The sequence below is a fragment of the Massilia atriviolacea genome, from assembly GCF_003953935.1.
GTDB classification, from domain to species: domain Bacteria; phylum Pseudomonadota; class Gammaproteobacteria; order Burkholderiales; family Burkholderiaceae_D; genus Telluria_A; species Telluria_A atriviolacea.
On the sequence record NZ_RXLQ01000001.1, the window covers coordinates 171,176 to 190,311 of the forward strand.

A 19,136-nucleotide genomic window follows, 5' to 3' on the forward strand; every position below is an offset into this window, starting at 1 on the left:
ACTGTATGCACCCCGGCCACCTTTCGGATTATTTGTCGACCCTGATCGCGCACCAGGTGCAGCACAGCGTGATGATCTGGGGGCCGCCGGGGATCGGCAAGTCGAGCGTGGTGGCCCAGGTGGCGGCGCAGCGCCGGATCGGCTTCATCGATATTCGCCTGAGCCAGCTGGCGCCGACCGACCTGCGCGGGGTGCCGGTGCCGCGCGACGGCGTGACGTACTGGTTCCCGCCGGAATTCTTGCCGCGCGACGGAGAGGGCATCCTGTTCCTCGACGAAATCAACCTGGCGCCGCCGGCGCTGCAGGGCGTTGCCCAGCAGCTGGTGCTGGACCGCCGCGTGGGCAACTACACGGTGCCGCCGGGCTGGTTCGTGTGGGCGGCGGGCAACCGCAAGGAAGACCGCGCCGCCGTGTTCGACATGCCGGCGCCGCTGGCGAACCGCTTCCTGCACTTGCGCGTGGAGCCGAACCTGGACAGTTTCCGTCATTATGCGATCGGCAAGAACCTGCACGAGCAGATCGTCGGTTTCCTCAATTTCCGGCCCTCGCTGCTGCACAAGCCCGACCTCAACAGCGAATCGTGGCCGTCGCCGCGCAGCTGGGAAATGGCCGATACCCTGTTAAAACTCGACCTCGACCTGGCGCCGGCCATCGGCGCCGGCGCGGCGGCCGAGTTTCGCGTGTTCCGCCAGGCGGCCGCACAGATTCCCGCCATCGATGCGATCCTCAAGGGCAAGTCGAAGCAGGCGTTTCCGGACGAGCCGTCGGTCCAGTACGCCCTGAGCAGCGGACTGGTGAGCCGGATCGGCAATGTCGAGCAAGCCCTCAACGCACTGCGCTGGCTGAGCCGCAACGCGGCGCCGGAATGGGTGCAGATGGTGGCCGCCGACCTGTTTCCCAAGCTGCGCTCGCGCAAGCTGTATGACAGCTTTATGCGCGAAGTGCAGGGCGATACGGAATTGCTGGGTTTCCTCGCCGAATTCCTCACACTGGCCGCATGAGCGACAGCGTCGCCCTGGAAGCCCTGTCGCGCTGCAAGATCCGGCTGCGCCAGCAGCATCCGTATTTTGCGGTGCTGACCCTGTTCGCCATCTACCGCAGCGATCCCGCCGTCGAACTGGCCGACACCGACGGCCGCGTGGTGCGCCTGAATGCGGACGCCTTCCTGGCGCTGCCCGACCCCGTTGCCACCGGTTTGCTGCTGCACGTCACTTTGCACGCGGCGCTGCTGCACCCGGTGCGCCTGCACGGGCGCAATCCGGTCTTGTGGAATATCGCCTGCGACGTGATCGTGAATCACATCATCACCACGCAGACCACGTTTCCTGTGCCGCCCGGCAGTTATGTGGCGGCACAGTTGGCGCCGGGCTTCGTACCTTTGTCCGCCGAACACGTCTACGAATACCTGCTGAAACACCGGCTCGATCCCGATCAACTTGCCGGCAAATTATCCGGCACCCAGCCGGCCGGCAGCGCCGCCGCCGAGCCGAAACAGCCGGACGGCAGCGCCCGCGCCGACCAGACCCGCAGCACCGGCCTGGCCGCCGCCATGGCCAGGCGTTTCGGCGGCAAGGCTGCGCCGTCCCCGGCCAGCGCAACGGCGGTGCCGTCGGCGGCGCCCGCGACTGAGGCCTTGCCCGCCCCAACGGCGCCGCTGCGCGATATCCGTCCGGCCCCGGCCGGTGTAGGCAAGGAAGCAATGCAGTTGCACTGGGAATCGGCCCTGATCAAGGCACGCGACCAGGCCAGTGCGCGCCAGCAGGGCAAGGACCGCAGCGCCTGGATCAAGGAGCTGGAAGCGGCCTGCGCGCCGCAAGTCGACTGGCGCACCTTGCTGTGGCGCTTCACGATCCAGACCCCCACCGACTTCGCCGGCCTCGACCGCCGCTTCGTGCATGCCGGCCTCTACCTCGAAGCGCTGGTGCAAGAACGCGTCAACATCGATGTCGCAATCGATACTTCGGGCTCGATCGGCCCGGACGAGCTGGAACAGTTCGCTTCCGAACTGCGCGCCATCGTCAGCAGCTACCCGCACATCCTCTGCCGCCTGTATTTTTGCGACACCGAGCTGGCCGGCCCGTACGAACTGGGGCCCGACTTCAAGCTGCCGCGTGTGCGCGGGGGCGGCGGCACCGAGTTCCGGCCCTTTTTTAACTACCTGAACCGGCAGCAAGGCGAGCGCCAGGTCGACGCGGCGATCTATTTTACCGACGGCGAGGGACGCTTTCCCACCAAACCCCCGCATTATCCGGTGTTGTGGGTGGCGCTTCCGGGCGCCATTCCCAGCGAACGTTTTCCGTTCGGCCAGGTGATCCGCATGGCGTAAGCGCCAGAAACGGCCCCTATCCTCCATTTCCATCGAAGGCAACCATGACCGCCGAAGAATTCCTCCATATCGTCCAGATCAGCCACCACTATGCCGAGGGCACCTCGCGCGAGAAGACGATGGCGCAGCAGCTCAATTTTTCCTACGAGATCCACTGGTACGACTGGGACGTGATTGCCACCTTCATCGGCCATCCCGACGCCGAACTGGCGCTGATCGCCGAAGCCTGGCGTTTCGCCCCTGACTTCGTGGAGGCGCAGCCGCGCTGGGCCGAGCTGGCGCAGCATCCGGCGTGGGCGGCCGCGGTGGCGCAGGCGCAGCGCGAGTTGCCGGCCCCAAACCGCAACTGGGGCCAGGTGCCGGCATATTATGTGCGCCACCTGATCGCGCAAAAGAACATCAAGGCGCTCTGCCTGGTGCTGGAATCGCATTCGGTCGACAAGGGCTTCGTCGCACGCTGGGGCAGCGACCTGATGGCGCTCGGGCACCAGTCGATCGACCTGCGCATCATGGACCAGTATGCGGTCGACGCGGCGACCATGGGGCCGATCCTGGACAAGTTCGCGACCAGCAAGTACGCGACCGTGCGCCTGGCCGTGGCGCGCCACGAGCACGCGGGCCCGGACGCCCTGCGCCTGCTGTGCACCGACCGCGACGAAAAGATTGCCAAAGCGGCGGCTTCGCACAAGCAGTTTCCCGGCGACGCGCTCGAACTCGTCGCCCAGCACGAGGAAGCACGCCAGGGCGACCGCCTCGACCGCCTGGAAACGCTGGGCTGGAAGGAGCTGGGCGACTTCCTCGGCAATCCGGACTTTCCGGCCGAAGGACTGGACATCCTCGCCGCGCGCGACGACGCGGCCATTCGCTTCGCCTGCGCCATGCATCCGAACGCCAGCGAGGCGCTGCTGCGGGCCACGCTGGCCGAGCCCGAGGACTGGAGAAAAGCCGCCGCCGCGCTCAACCCCGCGTTGCCGGTGGCGATGATGACGCAACTGGCGGACATCGACAGCGTCGACATCGCCTTCGCCCTGGCCGGCAATCCGGCCTTGCCGGAAGCCCTGCAGCTGACACTGGCGGTTCATCCCTCGCGCATGGTGCGCCTGCACCTGGCCGATCACACGAGTTCGCACGCGGTGCTGTCGCTGATCGCCGCGCAGCCGGGCAGGGCGGATGTACACACGACGTTCGAGCAATTGCTGGCCGTGGCCATCGATCCGAAAAGTCCCGCCAGCAAGATCGGCAACCTGCAAGCGGCCACCAATACCCGGCGCAGCAACGGCGAAGCGCTGGCCAGCAGCCTGGGATACGCCATCGCCAGGCATCCCAAGGTGCCGGAAAAACTGCTCGGCAAGATGCGCCATGCGCTGCCCGAGCTGATCGCCGCCAATCCCGGCGTGCAGCTGCGCCTGCTGGAAGGCTTGCCGTTGCCCGATCCGGAACCGGTTCCTGAATGGAAGATGAACGGTCCCGAAGTGGGCAAATATCCCGGCTACTACATCAACCACCTCCTGCTCAGCAAGGAACTGAGCGTGCAGCGCATGGCCTGCGACCACATCGGCTGCGACAAGGCGCTGCTGTTGCCGCTCTGGCTGGTGCCGGATACGGTGCTGCTCAAAAAACTGGCGCAGCGCACCGATATGCCGCGCTTCTTTTACGAAATGCTGTGGCTGCTGGGCGGCGAGTCCGTGCGCGCTGCCTTGAAAGCCAACAAGGCGGCGCGCCAGTTGACCGATTTTCGCGCCGCGCCCGCCAGTGCCGTTGCTGCGCCCGCTGTCAAAATCGATGCCAGGGGCGCCATCAAGGGGAACAAAAAGGAAAGAATCGCCCTGGCCTCGACCTCGACCGACGAAGCCATCCTGCTGGCCCTGGCCGCCGATAAGCTGAGCGAGGTGCGCGATGCGCTGACGAATCAATCGAGCTTGCCGTGGGCGGTGGTGGCGCTGCTGTCGCGCGACGCCGAACTCGACATCCGGCGCCGGATGCCGGCCTACCTGGCCGCTTTCCCGATCGAGCAGAGCGCCGCCATCGAGAGCGCGCTGCTGGCCGAAGGCGGCGTGGTGGCCGAGAGCGTCGCCGATCACACCAGGAATCCGGCGCTCCAGGAGCAGATGCTGGGCAAGTACGAACGGCGCCTGGCGTACAACGACCACCTGGCGCCGGCCCTGGCCGAGCACTATCTTTACCACGGCGCCATCGATGCCCTGCAGCGCGTGGCGGGCAATCTGGAAGGGCTGCCGGGGTTTTCGCTGAAGGCGGCCGATTTCCTGTTGCAGGTCCTCGACCATCGGCGCGGCGATCCGCTGCTCAGCTTGCGGGTGCTGTACGCCGCGCCCGACGAGCAGCAGCAGCGGCACCATCTGGAGCGCATCCGCACCTACTTCGAGCAGGAGGGCGAGCGGATTATTTTCACCTACTATACGGTACAGGCCATCGTCGAGCGCTACCCGGACGACCCCGGCATGCAGGCGCTGCTCGCGCGCTCGCTGGGGCCGCAGACGAGCCGGGAAAACCGTCACTGGGCGGCGCGCTTGAGCAAGCACCTGGACGATGAGGTCATCGCGCGCGTGATGCAGGAAGGCAGCGCCGGGCGCGAGGCGCTGGCGGGCAATCCTGCCTTGCCCGCGCACGCGGCGGACGTGCTCAAGAGCGACGCCGATCCCGAGGTGCGGGCCGCACTGGCCGGCTGGAACACCCGGCTGGCAAGCCATTTCGTGAACGATCCGGCGACCGAAGTGAGGGCTGCGCTGGCGAAGATGACGAGCGACGTCGCGCTGCAGCGCCAGCTGCTTGCCAACAAGCAAGAAGACGTGCTGGCGGGGCTCGCGCAAAATCCGCACTGCGACAGCGCGATGATGGCCGGCCTGGTGGCGGCCAACCGCAACTACGCGGTGCGCATCCGCGTTGCCAACCATCCGGCCACGTCGCTGGAGACGCTCCAGGTCCTGCTGCAGGACCGGCACGGGGACGTGCGCGCCAACGCGGCCCGGGTCATCGAGGAACGCGCGGGGGCGGGGCAGGAGAGTGTGTGAATAGCATGAATTCGCCTGGAACGACGATCGCGCCGGGCTCCTCGGGCGAATTTGCTTGCCGCGTGGCTGTACACTCCTGATAATGCGAGACTGATTCCCCTCAAAAAGCTGCAACGAGGACAATGCCGCGTGCAGGCCAGCGCCCATGAGGGCGCCCGGCCCAAGCTACCACGAGCGTCTGGCCGGTGGCCTGCTTGGCCTGCTGGTCGGCGATGCCCTGGGCGTCCCCTATGAGTTCCGCAAGGCGGGCGATATTCCATCGCCGAGCCTGATCGATTTCACGCCGCCGCCGCAGTTCGCGCGTGCGCATCACAGCGTGACGCCGGGAACGTGGTCGGACGATGGCGCCCACGCGCTGTGCCTGCTGGCCTCGCTGCTCGACTGCGGCCGCCTCGACCTTGAGGACCTCGGCGAGCGCCTGCTGGCGTGGTACGAGCACGGGTATATGGCGGTCGACGGCATCGTGTTCGATGTCGGCCTGACGTGCGGCGCCGCGATTCGCGCGCTGCGTGACGGCACCCGGGCGGCGCAGGCCGGTCCCAGCGGCCAGTACGACAACGGCAACGGCTCGCTGATGCGCGCCTTGCCGCTGGCGCTGTGGCACCGCGGATCCGACGCCAGCCTGGTGCACGACGCCCACCAGCAATCCCTGCCCACCCACGGCCACCTGCGCTCGCAGGTGTGCTGTGCGTTGTACTGCCTGTGGGCGCGGCGCGTGCTGGAGGGAACTGGCGATCCCTGGGGCGATGCGGTGTCCAGCCTGCGCGCCATGTACGCCGCGACGCCGGACGCGCTGGAGGAACTGGAATGGTCGGTCCGGCCCGACGAGCCGGCCGACGGATACGGCTCCGGTTACGTGGTCGATTCGCTGCGCTCGGCGCGTATGGTGCAGGATGCAGGTGGCTATGAAGACGTGGTGCGCGCCGGCATCGCTCTGGGCAACGATACCGACACCACCGCCTGCATCGCCGGCGGCATTGCCGGCCTGCGTGTCGGCATCCACGGGATTCCGGAGCGCTGGCGCGCACAGCTGCGGGGAAGCGAGTTATACCAGCCGCTGCTCGACAGGCTGATCGCCCATGCGCCAGGCGTCACTCATCCAGGGGAGCCGTCTTGAACATCGCCGATGGCGATCGCGCACCCAACCGCTGCGTCTGCGCCTGGCCGCGTGAATGACGCGATTTCGCTTGTGATTCCAGTATCTACCCCGGTGCCTGTCACCGCAGCGGACATTTTGTCCATCCCTGTCCATCCCGGTGCCTGTCACCGCAGCGGACATTTTGTCCATCCCTGTCCATCCCGGTGCCTGTCACCGCAGCGGACATTTTGTCCATCCCGGTGCCTGTCACCGCAGTGGACACGGTGCCTGTCACCGCAGCGGACATTTTGTCCGCACTGGCGCCTGTCACCACAGCGCTGGCCCCTGATACCGGGGCGTGCAGGCGAAGTGCGCGGGCGATGTTTGATCTATTGTCATGCGGCGTCAAGACAACACCTGGGCGTCCCTGGCCCGGCCGCACACGGTGGCTTGCGCTTATGCCGGAGCGAAGCGCCGCAGCTCCCCATCCCGCCCAAACGCCAGGAACTGTCCGATCTGGCCGGTGTGAATATAGGTCACCATCATGTTCAGCGGCGCTTCCGCATCGGCCGAGGCTGGCGGTTTGCCGTTGCGGCCGGACATGGTGGTGACGAACACGATGTCCCACTCCTTGCCGGTATGTCTCGACTCGGCCACCAGGTCGTCGAAGCTGCCCAGCTGCTCCGGCGTCTTGTCCACGCACATGACCGGAGCCAGGGCGCCGCCGCGCCGTTCGGCGAAACCGGCGCGCTCGGCGGCCCCTGCGTCGTCCGGCAGCTCCGCCTTGGCGAAGGCAAACAGCAGGCGCTGCGGTTGCGGCTGGGCGCGCGCGGCGCGGATCAGGTCGTCGTAACTGCTGATATTCATCGTTCATTCCTTCCAGGTCGATTGCGTATACCGCATGTATACCGTATCCATCCGGCACCCTCCATAGCCACAAAGGACTAGACGGACTACGCCTTGTCGCCGCGCCGGACCGACTTCTTGCCAATATGCATCGTGAGTGCGGCTGCGTAGACTGCTTTCATCGGGTTGCGCCGCGATCGAAGGCGCCGCTCTCATTCAAGCGGAGGCAGCATGAGTCATTTTCTGGATCGTCTGAAGTTCTTCAATCGCCCCAAGGAGACGTTTTCCGACGGCCACGGCGCCGTGGTCCACGAGGACCGTACCTGGGAAAACGCCTATCGCCAACGTTGGCAGCACGATAAGATCGTGCGCTCGACGCACGGCGTCAATTGCACCGGTTCGTGCAGCTGGAAGGTGTATGTCAAGAATGGCCTGATCACCTGGGAAACCCAGCAGACCGATTACCCGCGCACCCGGCCCGACCTGCCCAACCACGAGCCGCGCGGCTGCCCGCGCGGCGCCAGCTATTCCTGGTACGTGTATTCGGCCCAGCGCGTCAAATATCCGATGGTGCGCGGGCGCCTGATGCAAATGTGGCGCGAAGCGCGCCTGACCATGGACCCGATCGCGGCCTGGGCCTACATCAGCCAGGACCCGGAACGCGCCAAGTCGTACAAGTCGATTCGCGGCCTGGGCGGTTTCGTGCGCGCCAAATGGGACGACGTCAACGAAATCATCGCCGCCGCCAACGCCTTCACCATCAAGAAATACGGCCCGGACCGGATCGTCGGCTTTTCGCCGATTCCCGCCATGTCGATGGTCAGCTACGCCGCCGGTACGCGCTACCTGTCGCTGATCGGCGGCGTGGCCCTCAGTTTCTACGACTGGTACTGCGACCTGCCGCCCGCCAGCCCGCAAGTCTGGGGCGAACAGACCGACGTGCCGGAATCGGCCGACTGGTACAACTCCACCTACCTGATGGTGTGGGGTTCGAACGTGCCGATGACGCGCACCCCGGACGCCCACTTCTACACCGAAGTGCGCTACAAAGGCACGAAAACGGTGGCGGTATCCTCCGATTTCGGCGAAATGGCCAAGTTCGGCGATATCTGGCTCGCGCCCAAGCAAGGCACCGACGCCGCGCTGGCGCTGGCCATGGGCCATGTGGTGCTCAAGGAATTCCACCTGCACGGCGGCTCGGACTATTTCCGTGGCTACGCCAAGCAGTACACCGACTTCCCGATGCTGGTGCTGCTCAAGGAAACCAACGGCGCCCTGGTGCCCGACTACTTCCTGCGCGCATCGCACCTGGCCGACAACCTGGACGAAACCAATAATCCGGACTGGAAAACCCTGGTCATCGACGAAGCCAGCGGCAATATCTGCGCGCCGGCCGGCTCGATCGGCTTCCGCTGGGGCGAGTCCGGCCGCTGGAACCTGGAACAGAAAGAGGGCACCAGCGGCAAGGCCATCGATCCTCTGCTGTCGCTGATCGATTGCCGCGATGCCGTCGAGGAAGTGGGCTTTGCCTACTTCGGCGGCAAGGATGCCAGCGATATGCTGCTGCGCCGCGTGCCGGTCAAGAAAGTGCTGCTGGCCGACGGCAGCACCGCCACGGTCACCACCGTGTTCGACCTGACCCTGGCCAACTACGGCATCGACCGTGGCCTGGGCGGCAGCAACGTTGCCACCAGCTATGAAGACGACGTTCCCTACACCCCGGGCTGGCAAGTCAAGCACACCGGCGTCAAGGCGGCCGACGTCATCACCGTGGCGCGCCAGTTCGCCGAGAATGCCGACAAGACCCACGGCAAGAGCATGGTCATCGTCGGCGCCGCGCTGAATCACTGGTACCACATGGACATGACCTACCGCGGCATCATCAATCTGCTGATGATGTGCGGCTGCGTCGGCCAGTCGGGCGGCGGCTGGGCGCACTATGTGGGCCAGGAAAAGCTGCGTCCGCAAACCGGCTGGACCCCGCTGGCCTTTGCCCAGGACTGGAACCGTCCGATGCGCCAGATGAACGGCACCTCCTTCTTCTACGCCCACACCAGCCAGTGGCGCCACGAAAAGCTGCACACGAGCGAAATTTCCTCGCCCTCGGCCGGCGCCGACGTTGCGCCGATGTCGCTGATCGACTACAACGCCAAGGCCGAACGCATGGGCTGGCTGCCCTCGGCCCCGCAGCTGGAAACCAATCCGCTGGAAGTCACCCGCGCGGCCCAGGCCGCCGGCATGGAACCGGCCGCCTACGCGGTATCGCAGATCAAGGCCGGCAAGCTGAACTTCTCGTGCGACGACCCGGACAATCCGGCCAATTTCCCGCGCAATATGTTTGTGTGGCGCTCGAATATCCTGGGCAGCTCCGGCAAGGGGCATGAGTATTTCCTCAAGTACTTGCTAGGCACCCAGAACGCGCTGATGAGCGACGAAAGCCACTGCGTCAAGCCGCGCGACGTGAAGATCCGTCCCGCCGCCGAAGGCAAGCTGGACCTGGTGGTGGTGCTGGACTTCCGCATGTCGACCACCTGCCTGTACGGCGACATCGTGCTGCCGACCGCGACCTGGTACGAAAAGGACGATCTCAACACCTCGGACATGCATCCCTTCATCCATCCGCTGTCGGAAGCCGTGCAACCGCTGTGGCAATCCAAGTCGGACTGGGAGATCTACAAGGGCATCGCCGAAAAATTCTCGGAAATCGGCGGCGCCTACCTCGGCACCCAGCAAGACCTGGTGCTGACGCCGCTGATGCACGATACCCCGGGCGAACTGGGCCAGCCCTTCGATCCGAAAGACTGGCGCGCCGGCGAGTGCGAGCCGATTCCCGGCAAAACCATGCCGAACCTGACCGTCGTGAACCGCGACTACAAAGAGGTGTACAAGAAATTCACCTCGATCGGCCCCTTGCTGGAAAAACTGGGCAATGGCGGCAAGGGCATCGGCTGGAAGACGGGGCACGAGGTGGACGTGCTGCGCGGCATCAACCGCACGGTGACGGAAGAGGGCGTCTCGCAAGGCCAGCCGCGCCTGGACACCGCCATCGACGCGGCCGAGATGATCCTGTCGCTGGCGCCGGAAACCAACGGCCACGTGGCGGTCAAGGCCTGGGCGGCGCTCTCGGCCATGACCGGGCGCGACCACACGCACCTGGCGCTGCCGCGCGAACACGACTCGATCCGCTTCCGCGATGTGCAGGCGCAGCCGCGCAAGATCATTTCGTCGCCGACCTGGTCGGGGCTGGAGTCGGAAGAAGTGAGCTACAACGCCGGCTATACCAATGTGCATGAACTGATTCCATGGCGCACCCTGACCGGCCGCCAGCAGTTCTACCAGGATCACCGCTGGATGCGCGATTTCGGCGAGGGACTGTGCGTGTACAAGCCGGCGATCGACACCAAGACCACGGCGGCGATGCTGGGCGCGGCGCCCAACGGCAACAAGGAAATCGCGCTGAACTTCCTGACGCCGCACCAGAAATGGGGCATCCACTCCACGTATTCGGACAACCTGCGCATGCTGACCCTGTCGCGCGGCGGCCCGCACGTGTGGATTTCGGAAGCGGACGCGAAGAATGCCGGCATCGTCGACAACGACTGGATCGAAGTGTTCAACGTCAATGGCACCCTGACGGCGCGGGCGGTGGTCAGCCAGCGCATTCCGGTCGGCATGACCCTGATGTATCACGCCCAGGAAAAGATCATCAACACGCCGGGGGCGGAACAGTCGGGCAAGCGGGGCGGCATCCACAACTCGGTCACGCGCACCGTGACCAAGCCGACCCACATGATCGGCGGCTATGCACAGTTGTCGTGGGGCTTCAATTACTACGGCACGGTGGGCTCGAACCGCGATGAATTTGTGTTGGTACGCAAGATGGACAAGGTGGAGTGGCTGGAAGGCCCCCTGGTAGAAGAAACGAACGGAGCACACGTATGAAGATCAGAGCGCAAATCGGCATGGTGTTAAACCTGGACAAGTGCATCGGCTGCCACACTTGTTCGGTCACCTGCAAGAACGTCTGGACCAGCCGCGACGGCGTCGAATATGCCTGGTTCAACAACGTTGAAACCAAGCCCGGCATCGGTTACCCGAAGGAATGGGAAAACCAGGATAAATGGAATGGCGGCTGGAAACGCAATGCCGCCGGCAAGATCGAACCGCGCCAGGGCGGCCGGCTGAAGATCCTCGCCAACATTTTCGCCAACCCGAACCTGCCGGCCATCGACGAATACTACGAACCGTTCACCTACGACTACGAGCGCCTGCAGAACGCGCCGCTGTCCGAAACGCCGCCGACGGCGCGCCCGATCTCGGTCTTGACCGGCAAGAAGATGGACAAGATCGAATGGGGTCCCAACTGGGAAGACGACCTGGGCGGCGAGTTTGCGTCCCGCAGCAAGGACAAGCTGTTCGACAACATGCAGAAGGAGATGTACGGCACCTTCGAGAACACCTTCATGATGTACCTGCCGCGCCTGTGCGAGCACTGCCTGAACCCGACCTGCGTGGCCTCCTGCCCGTCCGGCTCGGTGTACAAGCGCGAAGACGACGGCATCGTGCTGATCGACCAGGATAAATGCCGCGGCTGGCGCATGTGCATTTCCGGCTGCCCGTACAAGAAGATTTACTACAACTGGTCGTCCGGCAAGGCCGAAAAGTGCACCTTCTGCTATCCGCGCATCGAAGCGGGCCAGCCGACCGTGTGCTCGGAAACCTGCGTCGGCCGCATCCGCTACCTGGGCGTGCTGCTGTACGACGCCGACAGGATCGAAGCGGCCGCATCGGTACCCGACGAGCGCGACCTGTACCAGTCGCAGCTGGGCCTGTTCCTCGATCCGCACGACCCAGCCATCATCGACGAAGCGCGGCGCCAGGGCATTCCCGATTCCTGGCTGGAATCGGCCAAGCGCTCGCCGGTCTACAAGATGGCGGTGGAGTGGAAGGTGGCCTTCCCCCTGCATCCGGAATACCGGACCCTGCCGATGGTGTGGTACATCCCGCCGCTGTCGCCGATCCAGGCCGCGGCCGAGTCGGGCAAGCTGGGCATGAACGGCATCTTGCCGGATACCAGCAGCCTGCGCATTCCGGTGCAGTACCTGGCCAACCTGCTGACCGCCGGCGACCAGCCGCCCGTGATCCGCGCACTCGACCGCATGCTGGCGATGCGCGCCTACATGCGCAGCAAGAGCGTGGACAAGGTCGAGAACCTGGCCGTGCTCGAGCAGGTCGGCCTGAGCAAGAACGTGGTCGAGGACATGTACCACATCATGGCGATCGCCAATTACGAGGACCGTTTCGTGATCCCGAGCAGCCACAAGGAAATGGCGGAAGACAGCTTCAACGAAAAAGGCGCGTGCGGCTTCAGCTTCGGCAACGGCTGTTCCGACGGCGTGACCGACACCAGCCTGTTCGGCAAGAAAAAGCAGGGCTCGACCATCTTCATGTCGATGCCCAAGTCGCGCAAGAAGAAAGACGTGCAGGAGGCATGATGACGACCAATCGACACTATCAGGTGCTGTCGAGCCTGTTGCTGTACCCGGAGCCGGAGCTGATCGCCGAGCTGCCCTCGCTGGCCAATGCGATGGCGCATTCGCCGGCGCTGCACGCGCCGCTGCTGCCGCTGTTCGCTTACCTGAGCGACGGCGCCCTGATCGACCTGCAGCAGAACTATGTGACCACCTTCGACCGCAATCCCTCGCACTCGCTGCACCTGTTCGAGCATATTCACGGCGAATCGCGCGACCGCGGCCAGGCCATGGTCGACCTGATGGAGGAATACAAGCGCGGCGGGCTGCACATGACGGGCGACGACCTGCCCGACTTCGTGCCGCTGTTCCTCGAATTCCTGGCGCAGCAGACCACGGAAGAGGCCGCGCGCCTGCTGTCGGACGCGGTGCATGTGCTGGCGCACATCGGGCGCAAGCTGGCCGCCAACGCCAGCCCGTACGCGGGGGTGTTCGCCGTGCTGGAGCATCTGAGCCCGGTAGCGCCCGAGGAACTGAGCGAGCCGCCGGTGCGCGACATGGACGAGGCGCTGGAAACCTTCGGTCCGGGCGCGGACGGCGTCGAGCCCTTGCTCAAGCCGCTCGCCTCGCCCGGCACGCATCCGATCAATTTTTATCCCCGCACGGCGCGCGCCGCTGCCAGTGCGTAAAGGAGGCATCATGGACTACCTGCATCAATTTTTGTTCGGGATTTATCCCTACATCGCGCTGGCCATCTTTTTACTCGGCAGCCTGATCCGTTTCGACCGCGAGCAATACACGTGGAAATCGGAGTCGACCCAGGTCTTGCATCGCGGCAGCCTGCAACTGGGCAGCACGCTGTTTCATATCGGCATCATCGGCCTGTTCTTCGGCCACATGGCGGGCTTGCTGACGCCGGTGTGGGTGTGGGACACCCTGGGCGTGAGCCATGGCCTCAAGCAACTGGTGGCGATGGTGGCCGGCGGCATCATGGGCACCTTGTGCCTGGTGGGCATCGTGCTGTTGCTGGCGCGCCGCTTCGCCAACGACCGCCTGCGCAAGGCCACGACCTTCAAGGACAAGATCGTGCTGCTGTGGATCCTTGCCACCTTGCTGCTGGGACTGTCGTCGATCTACGTGTCGGCAGGCCATATGGACGGCCACACGATGGTGCTGCTGATGAGCTGGGCTCAGCACATCGTGACCTTCCGCGCCGATGCCGCCGCCTTCATCGCCGACGCACCGCTGCTGTTCAAGCTGCATCTGTTCATGGGCATGTCGCTGTTCGTGATCTTCCCGTTCACCCGCCTGGTGCACGTGTGGAGCGGCTTCGGCGCGCTGACCTACCTCGGCCGTGCTTACCAGCTCGTGCGTAGCCGTTAATCGGGAGAAACATCATGGGAATTTCTGTGAATGGCGTGGAGATCGACGATGTCGCCATCGAACGCGAGTTGCCGCATCATCGGGAGGCGGGCAATCCGCTGAAGGAAGCGGTGCACGAACTGGTGCTGCGCACCTTGCTGCTGCAACAGGCCGATGCGCTGGACATGCGCGGGGGCGATGACGACGCCCGCATCGAAGCGCTGCTGGCGCTGCAGGTCAAGGTGCCGAAGGCCGACGAGGCCGCGTGCATGACCTGGTACCGGAACAATGCGCAGCGCTATACCAGCGGCGAGATGGTCGAGGCACGCCACATCCTGTTTCAGGTCACCCCGGGCGCGCCGCTGGAATTGCTGCGCGCCACCGGTGAAGCCGTGCTGGAAGAGTTGCAGGCGCATCCGGAACGCTTCGCCGAACTGGCCGGGCAGTATTCGAACTGCAGTTCGGGCAAGGTGGGCGGCAGCCTGGGACAATTGTCGCGCGGACAATCTGTGCCGGAGTTCGAGGAACTGGTGTTCCGCCTGGGCGAAGGCGAACTGGCCGGCCGCTTGCTGGAAACCCGCTTCGGCCTGCACATCGTGCAGGTGCTGCGGCGGGTGGCGGGGCGCCTGCTGCCCTTCGACGCGGTGAAAAGCGAGATTGCGGCCTATCTCGACCGCCAGTCGAGCCAGCGCGCCACGCACCAGTACCTGCATATCCTGGTCGGCCAGGCACAGATCGAGGGCTTGAGCATGGAAGGCGCGGACAGTCCGCTGGTGCAGTAAAAAGCCGTTACAAGGGGACCCTGGAAACCGTGCTGGCGCAGTCGGAGTGAATGCCGCTACAACAGGCTCCATGGCGCCCAAATCTCAGCTCCGTCAGTTCATGCGCGGCAATGACGGAGCTGACCTTAGCGGCATGACGCTCAGACGTACGGCGGCCGCGCAGGATTGAACACATGCGGGTGGTCGTTATCGTCGAGCAGGTCGAGGAACTCGCCGAGGCCGTCCTCGCTGTTGCGGACCAGGGCATATTCGCTGTCGGAAATCATGTGCACGCACAGCGTGCCGATCGCATGGCCGTCGTGGTCGATATGCTCGAACAGTTCGCGGTCGGTGCGGATAATCGATGGCAGGAACAGGAAGGTCTTGAACGGGCAGCCTTCCAGCGGCGGCGTCGGCATCGGCACGGTGTGCCCCTGGCCGAACCAGGTGTTGTCGATCTCCGGGAGCTTGGCCAGCCAGCGCAAGGTGGCGAAATAGGCGGGATGGAGGTCGGGGACGTTCCAGACCAGTTCCACGGCCAGGGTCTCTTCCAGGTCGGCCTCATCCGGGCCGTGCATCAGGCGGTCGCTCATGCCCGAGGTGACCAGCACATAGCCTTCCTGGTCCTCGGCATCGACGTCGCATTCCTCGACAAAGTTGCGGCCGAAGGCATAGATATTGATGCGCAGGGCCGGATCGTCGTCCAGATCCATGTGATCGGCCTCGCCCAGTTCGGTGGCCATGGCGCGCAGGCGCATGGCGGCGAGGGTCTCGTCATTGGCTTCGGCAACGCCGAACAGGATGTCTGATTTCTCGGCCATGGATCGCTTTTCTGAAAATGGAGATAGGTGGACTATACAACGCGCACGGCCAAGCGTCGAATCCGTGTCAAGTCGGCCTCCTTGCTTCCCCCGATCCGCCGTTAACACGGCGCCGGGTCTGGAACGGCGCACATCGTTCGCCCAGTTGCGCGATGCAGTGGATTTGTTACTTTTGGTGACTTTTCAGTGCATTTTATAGCTTACTCTGATGCATTAAATGGTGCCTGGAGAGCATGTTGGACGAGCGACAATTAGCAATGGACGATCTGTTGCGCGAGTTGGATTTTGCGGCAAGGACGATGGGGATTTCTCCTGCGGAACTGAAATCGCTGCTGCTCGCTATTTCCGGGTGCATGTGTCTGGCCGCAAGCGAGCGCTCGGACATCATTTTCCCGGCTCTGCAGGAAGAGCTCGGTAACATGTTCAGAGTAGGTGGGGACAGCGAACGCAGTCTGTCTTATGCGCAAGTGCTTGGCACCCTGCGCGACCAGTTGCAATGTGAGAATCGAGATAATCCGTTTTCTTATCCCGACACGACGTTTGAGCAAGCGCTAGAGTTTGCGCGAGGTGGTTTCATCCGGCAATTGACGCCTAGCTATTTCTTCGAGCTGCTTTATGAAACCCATTGTGAGGACGAGTACGGTGCGGGCGCGCCCAAGAGCCACCTGGCGTCGCGCCTTGCCGCGGAACTGGGTGCCTCCTCCGATTCTATCTGGGAATATTCGCTGTATACCGGCGACTTGCCAGTCAGGTTAAAGCGCCTTGGCCATCCGCTAAGCGCAGTACGCTGCAGCATGCTTCCCGAGGATGATTTTTTCGTCCGGCTGCGATTGGCGATCCATGGCATCACGGTCGATACGGGCGGTGACGCAAGGGGGCTCGCCGAACTGTTATTGATTAACGTGCCGTTCACCGGAAATCATCCCGTCGACGCCGGAGACGCTACCGGTGTCCTGGACCAAATCTTTGCCAGGCAGGAAACGTTCGAACTTGCCATCGTTGCCGTACGTGCAGCGGAACTGACAAGTACAGGTATCGCCGAAACGGTACGCCAGCACATCGTCCACCATCGTTTTCTGCACGCCGTCGTCGACCTGGGATCGCTTCGGCCGGGAAAACCAAGAGGTCCGGCCACGTCCTTGCTGGTGCTGGGCGGCAGAACCCCGCTGCCGATGCCTGAGGTCCTTTTTATTAACGCGGCAAGGCTTCTCGAGGAAGACGCGGAGAACGCCGGCCAGTACGCCATGGTATTCGTCGGTAGCCTGATTCGCCTGTGGGGCGAGGGCGAGGACGTCTCCTTTCACTCCGCCCCGGTGCGCGATCTTGGGCACTTGCGGGGGTATTTCTCGCGTCACTTCAGCAACGGTTATCGCGACGTGGCCTCACTGTGCAAATTGGTGCCGCGCACCGACATCGAGCGCGCTCAATGGTCGCTGGCGAGGGGACGATATCAGGGCAAAGCCAAGGCGGGAGACATTCAATTCCCCAAAATAGACAGTCTGCACCTGGAGGAGTTGCTGGAAGGTCGGATGCGGCACGCACAGCCACGGCCGGTCTTCGTTATCGGAAATAACGGCGCGGGAAAAAGTGCTCTGTTGTTGCAGCTAGCCAAAACGATGTCCGGCAAAGGGATGCACACCACCGGCATCGCGTTTGGCCACCGTGACCGTTTTCCGTTTGCCAGGACGAGAGATATGTCGCGCTTCAAGTATCTGGGGGCGCGTACGACCGAGACCAGCATTACCGGTGCTAAAACGGCCGAGCAAATCGTCCGGCTGACAAAAATCGTCCAAACCGATCAGGTGCGACTCGACATCTTCCGGCAAATTCTGGAAGCGATCGGATTTCAGTGCGAGCTGTTCATCCTGCCGAAAGACGCCTCGGTGTTAAATGATGGACTACGCGCCAATCACAGGAGCTCGATCCTCGCCTTGACCCCTATTGCTGAGGTGAACGCTGAGCTGTACAGCAAGGTATCGCTTTCTAAAACGAGCCTTGGGTTTAAACGGAGCAACGCTACTTACAAAGTCATTGAAATTAACACCTTGAGTTCAGGCGAGCAACAGTTACTTACACTCGCGATTAAACTGTGCGCCGTCGCCATTGACGGCATGCTGTTTTTGGTCGACGAGCCGGAAAACAGCCTGCACGTCGCGTGGCAGCGTGCCATTCCGCGCATGTTTGAGATCGTCAGCACCCAATTCGGATGTGGCATTGCCGTCGCAACCCATTCACCAGTCGTTATCTCCAGCGCGCTTGAAGCGGGCCTTGACTGTTTTTCCGCCCATGAATGGGCCTTGACGAAAATTGAACACGGTAGCCAGCAATCCGTGGACGCCGTGCTGTTCGATAACTTCGAGACGTATACGCCGCATACGCGCAGGGTGGCGGAGCGCTGCGCCTATCTCGTCGCCGACACGATCAGGCGCGTCAATGGCGTGCGGGGCGACGATGCGGACGAGAGCGCAGCAGTGGATGCGATCGCGCGCGCAAGGGCGATCGTGAAAGCGTCCGCCGACGCTTTGCCCGATAGCCTGGCAAACGGCGACCTGGACCTGCTGGAGCGCGCCCGCAAGGCAATCGTAGAGCTGCTGGGCAGGAACTGAGAAGGCAACGATGCGTACCCTGATTACCCGCGCGGAAATGCGCGAACAATTCAAGTCCTATTGCGACCAGGTCCACAGGACGAAAAAACACCGCGCCGCCACGCTCGGTGTCATTGCGGCATATTGGCGTACTTCCCGTCGCGAGCGGCTCGACGGCTGGGGGCCGCTGTCGAAACATAATGCGGAAAAGGACAAGGCCAAGGATCCGGTCAATGCCCAGAACATCAAAACGGCACTGCGCGACTTCCTGACCGTACAGCAGTTGGAGCGCTGCTGTTACTGCCGGCAGTGGCTGTTCCGTATGGCGCATGCGAAGCCGATCGAACATGTGCTTCCGAAAAAAGATTATCCGCACTTTTCCCTGCACTTCTGGAATCTCGCAGTGGCCTGTGCCGATTGTAATCGGCTGAAGGGGGCCGACGTGTGGGGATCGATTCCGCTGCGGCGCTTCGCCTATCCGCATCCGGGGGAATACCCCGACATGTTTCACCCGCGCTTCCACAATTATGCCGACCATGTCGATTTCGTCCACATCGCGACGAACCATGGAAGTATTTCGATCTATAAGGGCTTGACGCCCCAGGGACGCCACCTCTGTACGGCACTGTTGCACAAGGTCGCCAAAGAACGCATGCTGCTCGACGCCGCGCCCGGACTCAATTCGGCGATCAGTACCATCGAATCCTTCCGTACTCAGCACGACGGCAAGCATCCAGAATTGCTGGATTTCATGGCTGCGCTCGACAACGCACTCCTGAGTACGGTCGCTTAGATGGCGCGAGGCCCGACGCAAGGCCACATCGAGTGCGCGTCGATGATGGCTGCGCCCAGGTCGA

The 19,136-nt window shown here is 63.6% G+C and carries 13 protein-coding genes; 11 read left to right on the plus strand and 2 right to left on the minus strand.

Translation table 11 applies throughout. The annotated features are described in order from the left end of the window. The first annotated feature begins 5 nt into the window (after window positions 1-5). The 4 genes from EJB06_RS00785 (at window position 6) to EJB06_RS00800 (ending at window position 6,472) form a co-directional block, all read left to right on the plus strand. Complete coding sequence (locus tag EJB06_RS00785) at window positions 6-1,001, plus strand: AAA family ATPase (protein WP_126072090.1); 996 nt, start codon at window positions 6-8, stop codon at window positions 999-1,001. Further along, complete coding sequence (locus EJB06_RS00790) at window positions 998-2,326, plus strand: vWA domain-containing protein (protein WP_126072091.1); 1,329 nt, start codon at window positions 998-1,000, stop codon at window positions 2,324-2,326. Before EJB06_RS00785 ends, EJB06_RS00790 begins: the two co-directional genes overlap by 4 nt. 44 nt (window positions 2,327-2,370) lie before the next feature. Next, window positions 2,371-5,355, plus strand: coding sequence for a hypothetical protein (locus EJB06_RS00795; protein WP_126072092.1), 2,985 nt, complete (start codon window positions 2,371-2,373; stop codon window positions 5,353-5,355). 145 nt (window positions 5,356-5,500) lie between these two features. Then, on the plus strand, window positions 5,501-6,472 hold the full coding sequence (locus EJB06_RS00800) for an ADP-ribosylglycohydrolase family protein (RefSeq protein WP_126072093.1): 972 nt from the start codon (window positions 5,501-5,503) through the stop codon (window positions 6,470-6,472). Window positions 6,473-6,889: 417 nt separating this feature from the next. On the opposite strand, the gene EJB06_RS00805 is transcribed toward EJB06_RS00800, so the two are convergent. Further along, on the minus strand, window positions 6,890-7,300 hold the full coding sequence (locus tag EJB06_RS00805; RefSeq protein WP_126072094.1) for a ribonucleotide reductase subunit alpha: 411 nt from the start codon (window positions 7,298-7,300) through the stop codon (window positions 6,890-6,892). A 210-nt stretch (window positions 7,301-7,510) separates the two neighbouring features. On the opposite strand from EJB06_RS00805, the gene EJB06_RS00810 reads away from it, so the two are divergent. Genes EJB06_RS00810 through EJB06_RS00830 form a run of 5 tightly spaced genes read left to right on the plus strand, consistent with a single transcriptional unit; the run spans window position 7,511 to window position 14,894 of the window. Then, window positions 7,511-11,221, plus strand: a complete 3,711-nt coding sequence (locus tag EJB06_RS00810) for a nitrate reductase subunit alpha (RefSeq protein ID WP_126072095.1) — start codon at window positions 7,511-7,513, stop codon at window positions 11,219-11,221. Further along, the gene (gene narH / locus EJB06_RS00815; RefSeq protein WP_126072096.1) at window positions 11,218-12,774 is read left to right on the plus strand and encodes a nitrate reductase subunit beta; all 1,557 of its coding nucleotides are present in this window, start codon (window positions 11,218-11,220) and stop codon (window positions 12,772-12,774) included. The genes EJB06_RS00810 and narH overlap by 4 nt, the downstream gene beginning before the upstream one ends. Further along, on the plus strand, window positions 12,774-13,439 hold the full coding sequence (gene narJ / locus EJB06_RS00820; protein ID WP_370660102.1) for a nitrate reductase molybdenum cofactor assembly chaperone: 666 nt from the start codon (window positions 12,774-12,776) through the stop codon (window positions 13,437-13,439). The genes narH and narJ overlap by 1 nt, the downstream gene beginning before the upstream one ends. Window positions 13,440-13,449: 10 nt before the next feature. Beyond that, entirely contained in the window at window positions 13,450-14,133 is a 684-nt protein-coding gene (gene narI, locus EJB06_RS00825; protein WP_126072098.1) for a respiratory nitrate reductase subunit gamma, read from the plus strand. A 14-nt stretch (window positions 14,134-14,147) separates the two neighbouring features. After that, window positions 14,148-14,894, plus strand: a complete 747-nt coding sequence (locus tag EJB06_RS00830; protein WP_126072099.1) for a peptidylprolyl isomerase — start codon at window positions 14,148-14,150, stop codon at window positions 14,892-14,894. 140 nt (window positions 14,895-15,034) lie between these two features. Here EJB06_RS00830 and EJB06_RS00835 read toward each other — a convergent pair whose 3' ends face one another. After that, the gene (locus EJB06_RS00835) at window positions 15,035-15,694 is read right to left on the minus strand and encodes a suppressor of fused domain protein (protein WP_126072100.1); all 660 of its coding nucleotides are present in this window, start codon (window positions 15,692-15,694) and stop codon (window positions 15,035-15,037) included. Between the two features lie 233 nt (window positions 15,695-15,927). On the opposite strand from EJB06_RS00835, the gene EJB06_RS00840 reads away from it, so the two are divergent. Both EJB06_RS00840 and EJB06_RS00845 read left to right on the plus strand, forming a co-directional pair. Next, a complete protein-coding gene (locus EJB06_RS00840) occupies window positions 15,928-18,300 on the plus strand; it encodes an AAA family ATPase (RefSeq protein ID WP_126072101.1) in 2,373 nt (790 codons plus the stop codon). A gap of 10 nt (window positions 18,301-18,310) precedes the next feature. Then, window positions 18,311-19,072, plus strand: coding sequence for an HNH endonuclease (locus EJB06_RS00845; RefSeq protein WP_126072102.1), 762 nt, complete (start codon window positions 18,311-18,313; stop codon window positions 19,070-19,072). Window positions 19,073-19,136: the final 64 nt, after the last annotated feature.

Excerpts from the sequence above, each read along its gene's own strand:
- EJB06_RS00785 (WP_126072090.1), top strand. The coding sequence starts at position 6 with ATGCACCCCGGCCACCTTTCGGATTATTTGTCGACCCTGATCGCGCAC.
- EJB06_RS00790 (WP_126072091.1), top strand. The coding sequence starts at position 998 with ATGAGCGACAGCGTCGCCCTGGAAGCCCTGTCGCGCTGCAAGATCCGG.
- EJB06_RS00795 (WP_126072092.1), top strand. The coding sequence starts at position 2,371 with ATGACCGCCGAAGAATTCCTCCATATCGTCCAGATCAGCCACCACTAT.
- EJB06_RS00800 (WP_126072093.1), top strand. The coding sequence starts at position 5,501 with ATGAGGGCGCCCGGCCCAAGCTACCACGAGCGTCTGGCCGGTGGCCTG.
- EJB06_RS00805 (WP_126072094.1), bottom strand. The coding sequence starts at position 7,300 with ATGAATATCAGCAGTTACGACGACCTGATCCGCGCCGCGCGCGCCCAG.
- EJB06_RS00810 (WP_126072095.1), top strand. The coding sequence starts at position 7,511 with ATGAGTCATTTTCTGGATCGTCTGAAGTTCTTCAATCGCCCCAAGGAG.
- narH (WP_126072096.1), top strand. The coding sequence starts at position 11,218 with ATGAAGATCAGAGCGCAAATCGGCATGGTGTTAAACCTGGACAAGTGC.
- narJ (WP_370660102.1), top strand. The coding sequence starts at position 12,774 with ATGACGACCAATCGACACTATCAGGTGCTGTCGAGCCTGTTGCTGTAC.
- narI (WP_126072098.1), top strand. The coding sequence starts at position 13,450 with ATGGACTACCTGCATCAATTTTTGTTCGGGATTTATCCCTACATCGCG.
- EJB06_RS00830 (WP_126072099.1), top strand. The coding sequence starts at position 14,148 with ATGGGAATTTCTGTGAATGGCGTGGAGATCGACGATGTCGCCATCGAA.
- EJB06_RS00835 (WP_126072100.1), bottom strand. The coding sequence starts at position 15,694 with ATGGCCGAGAAATCAGACATCCTGTTCGGCGTTGCCGAAGCCAATGAC.
- EJB06_RS00840 (WP_126072101.1), top strand. The coding sequence starts at position 15,928 with ATGTTGGACGAGCGACAATTAGCAATGGACGATCTGTTGCGCGAGTTG.
- EJB06_RS00845 (WP_126072102.1), top strand. The coding sequence starts at position 18,311 with ATGCGTACCCTGATTACCCGCGCGGAAATGCGCGAACAATTCAAGTCC.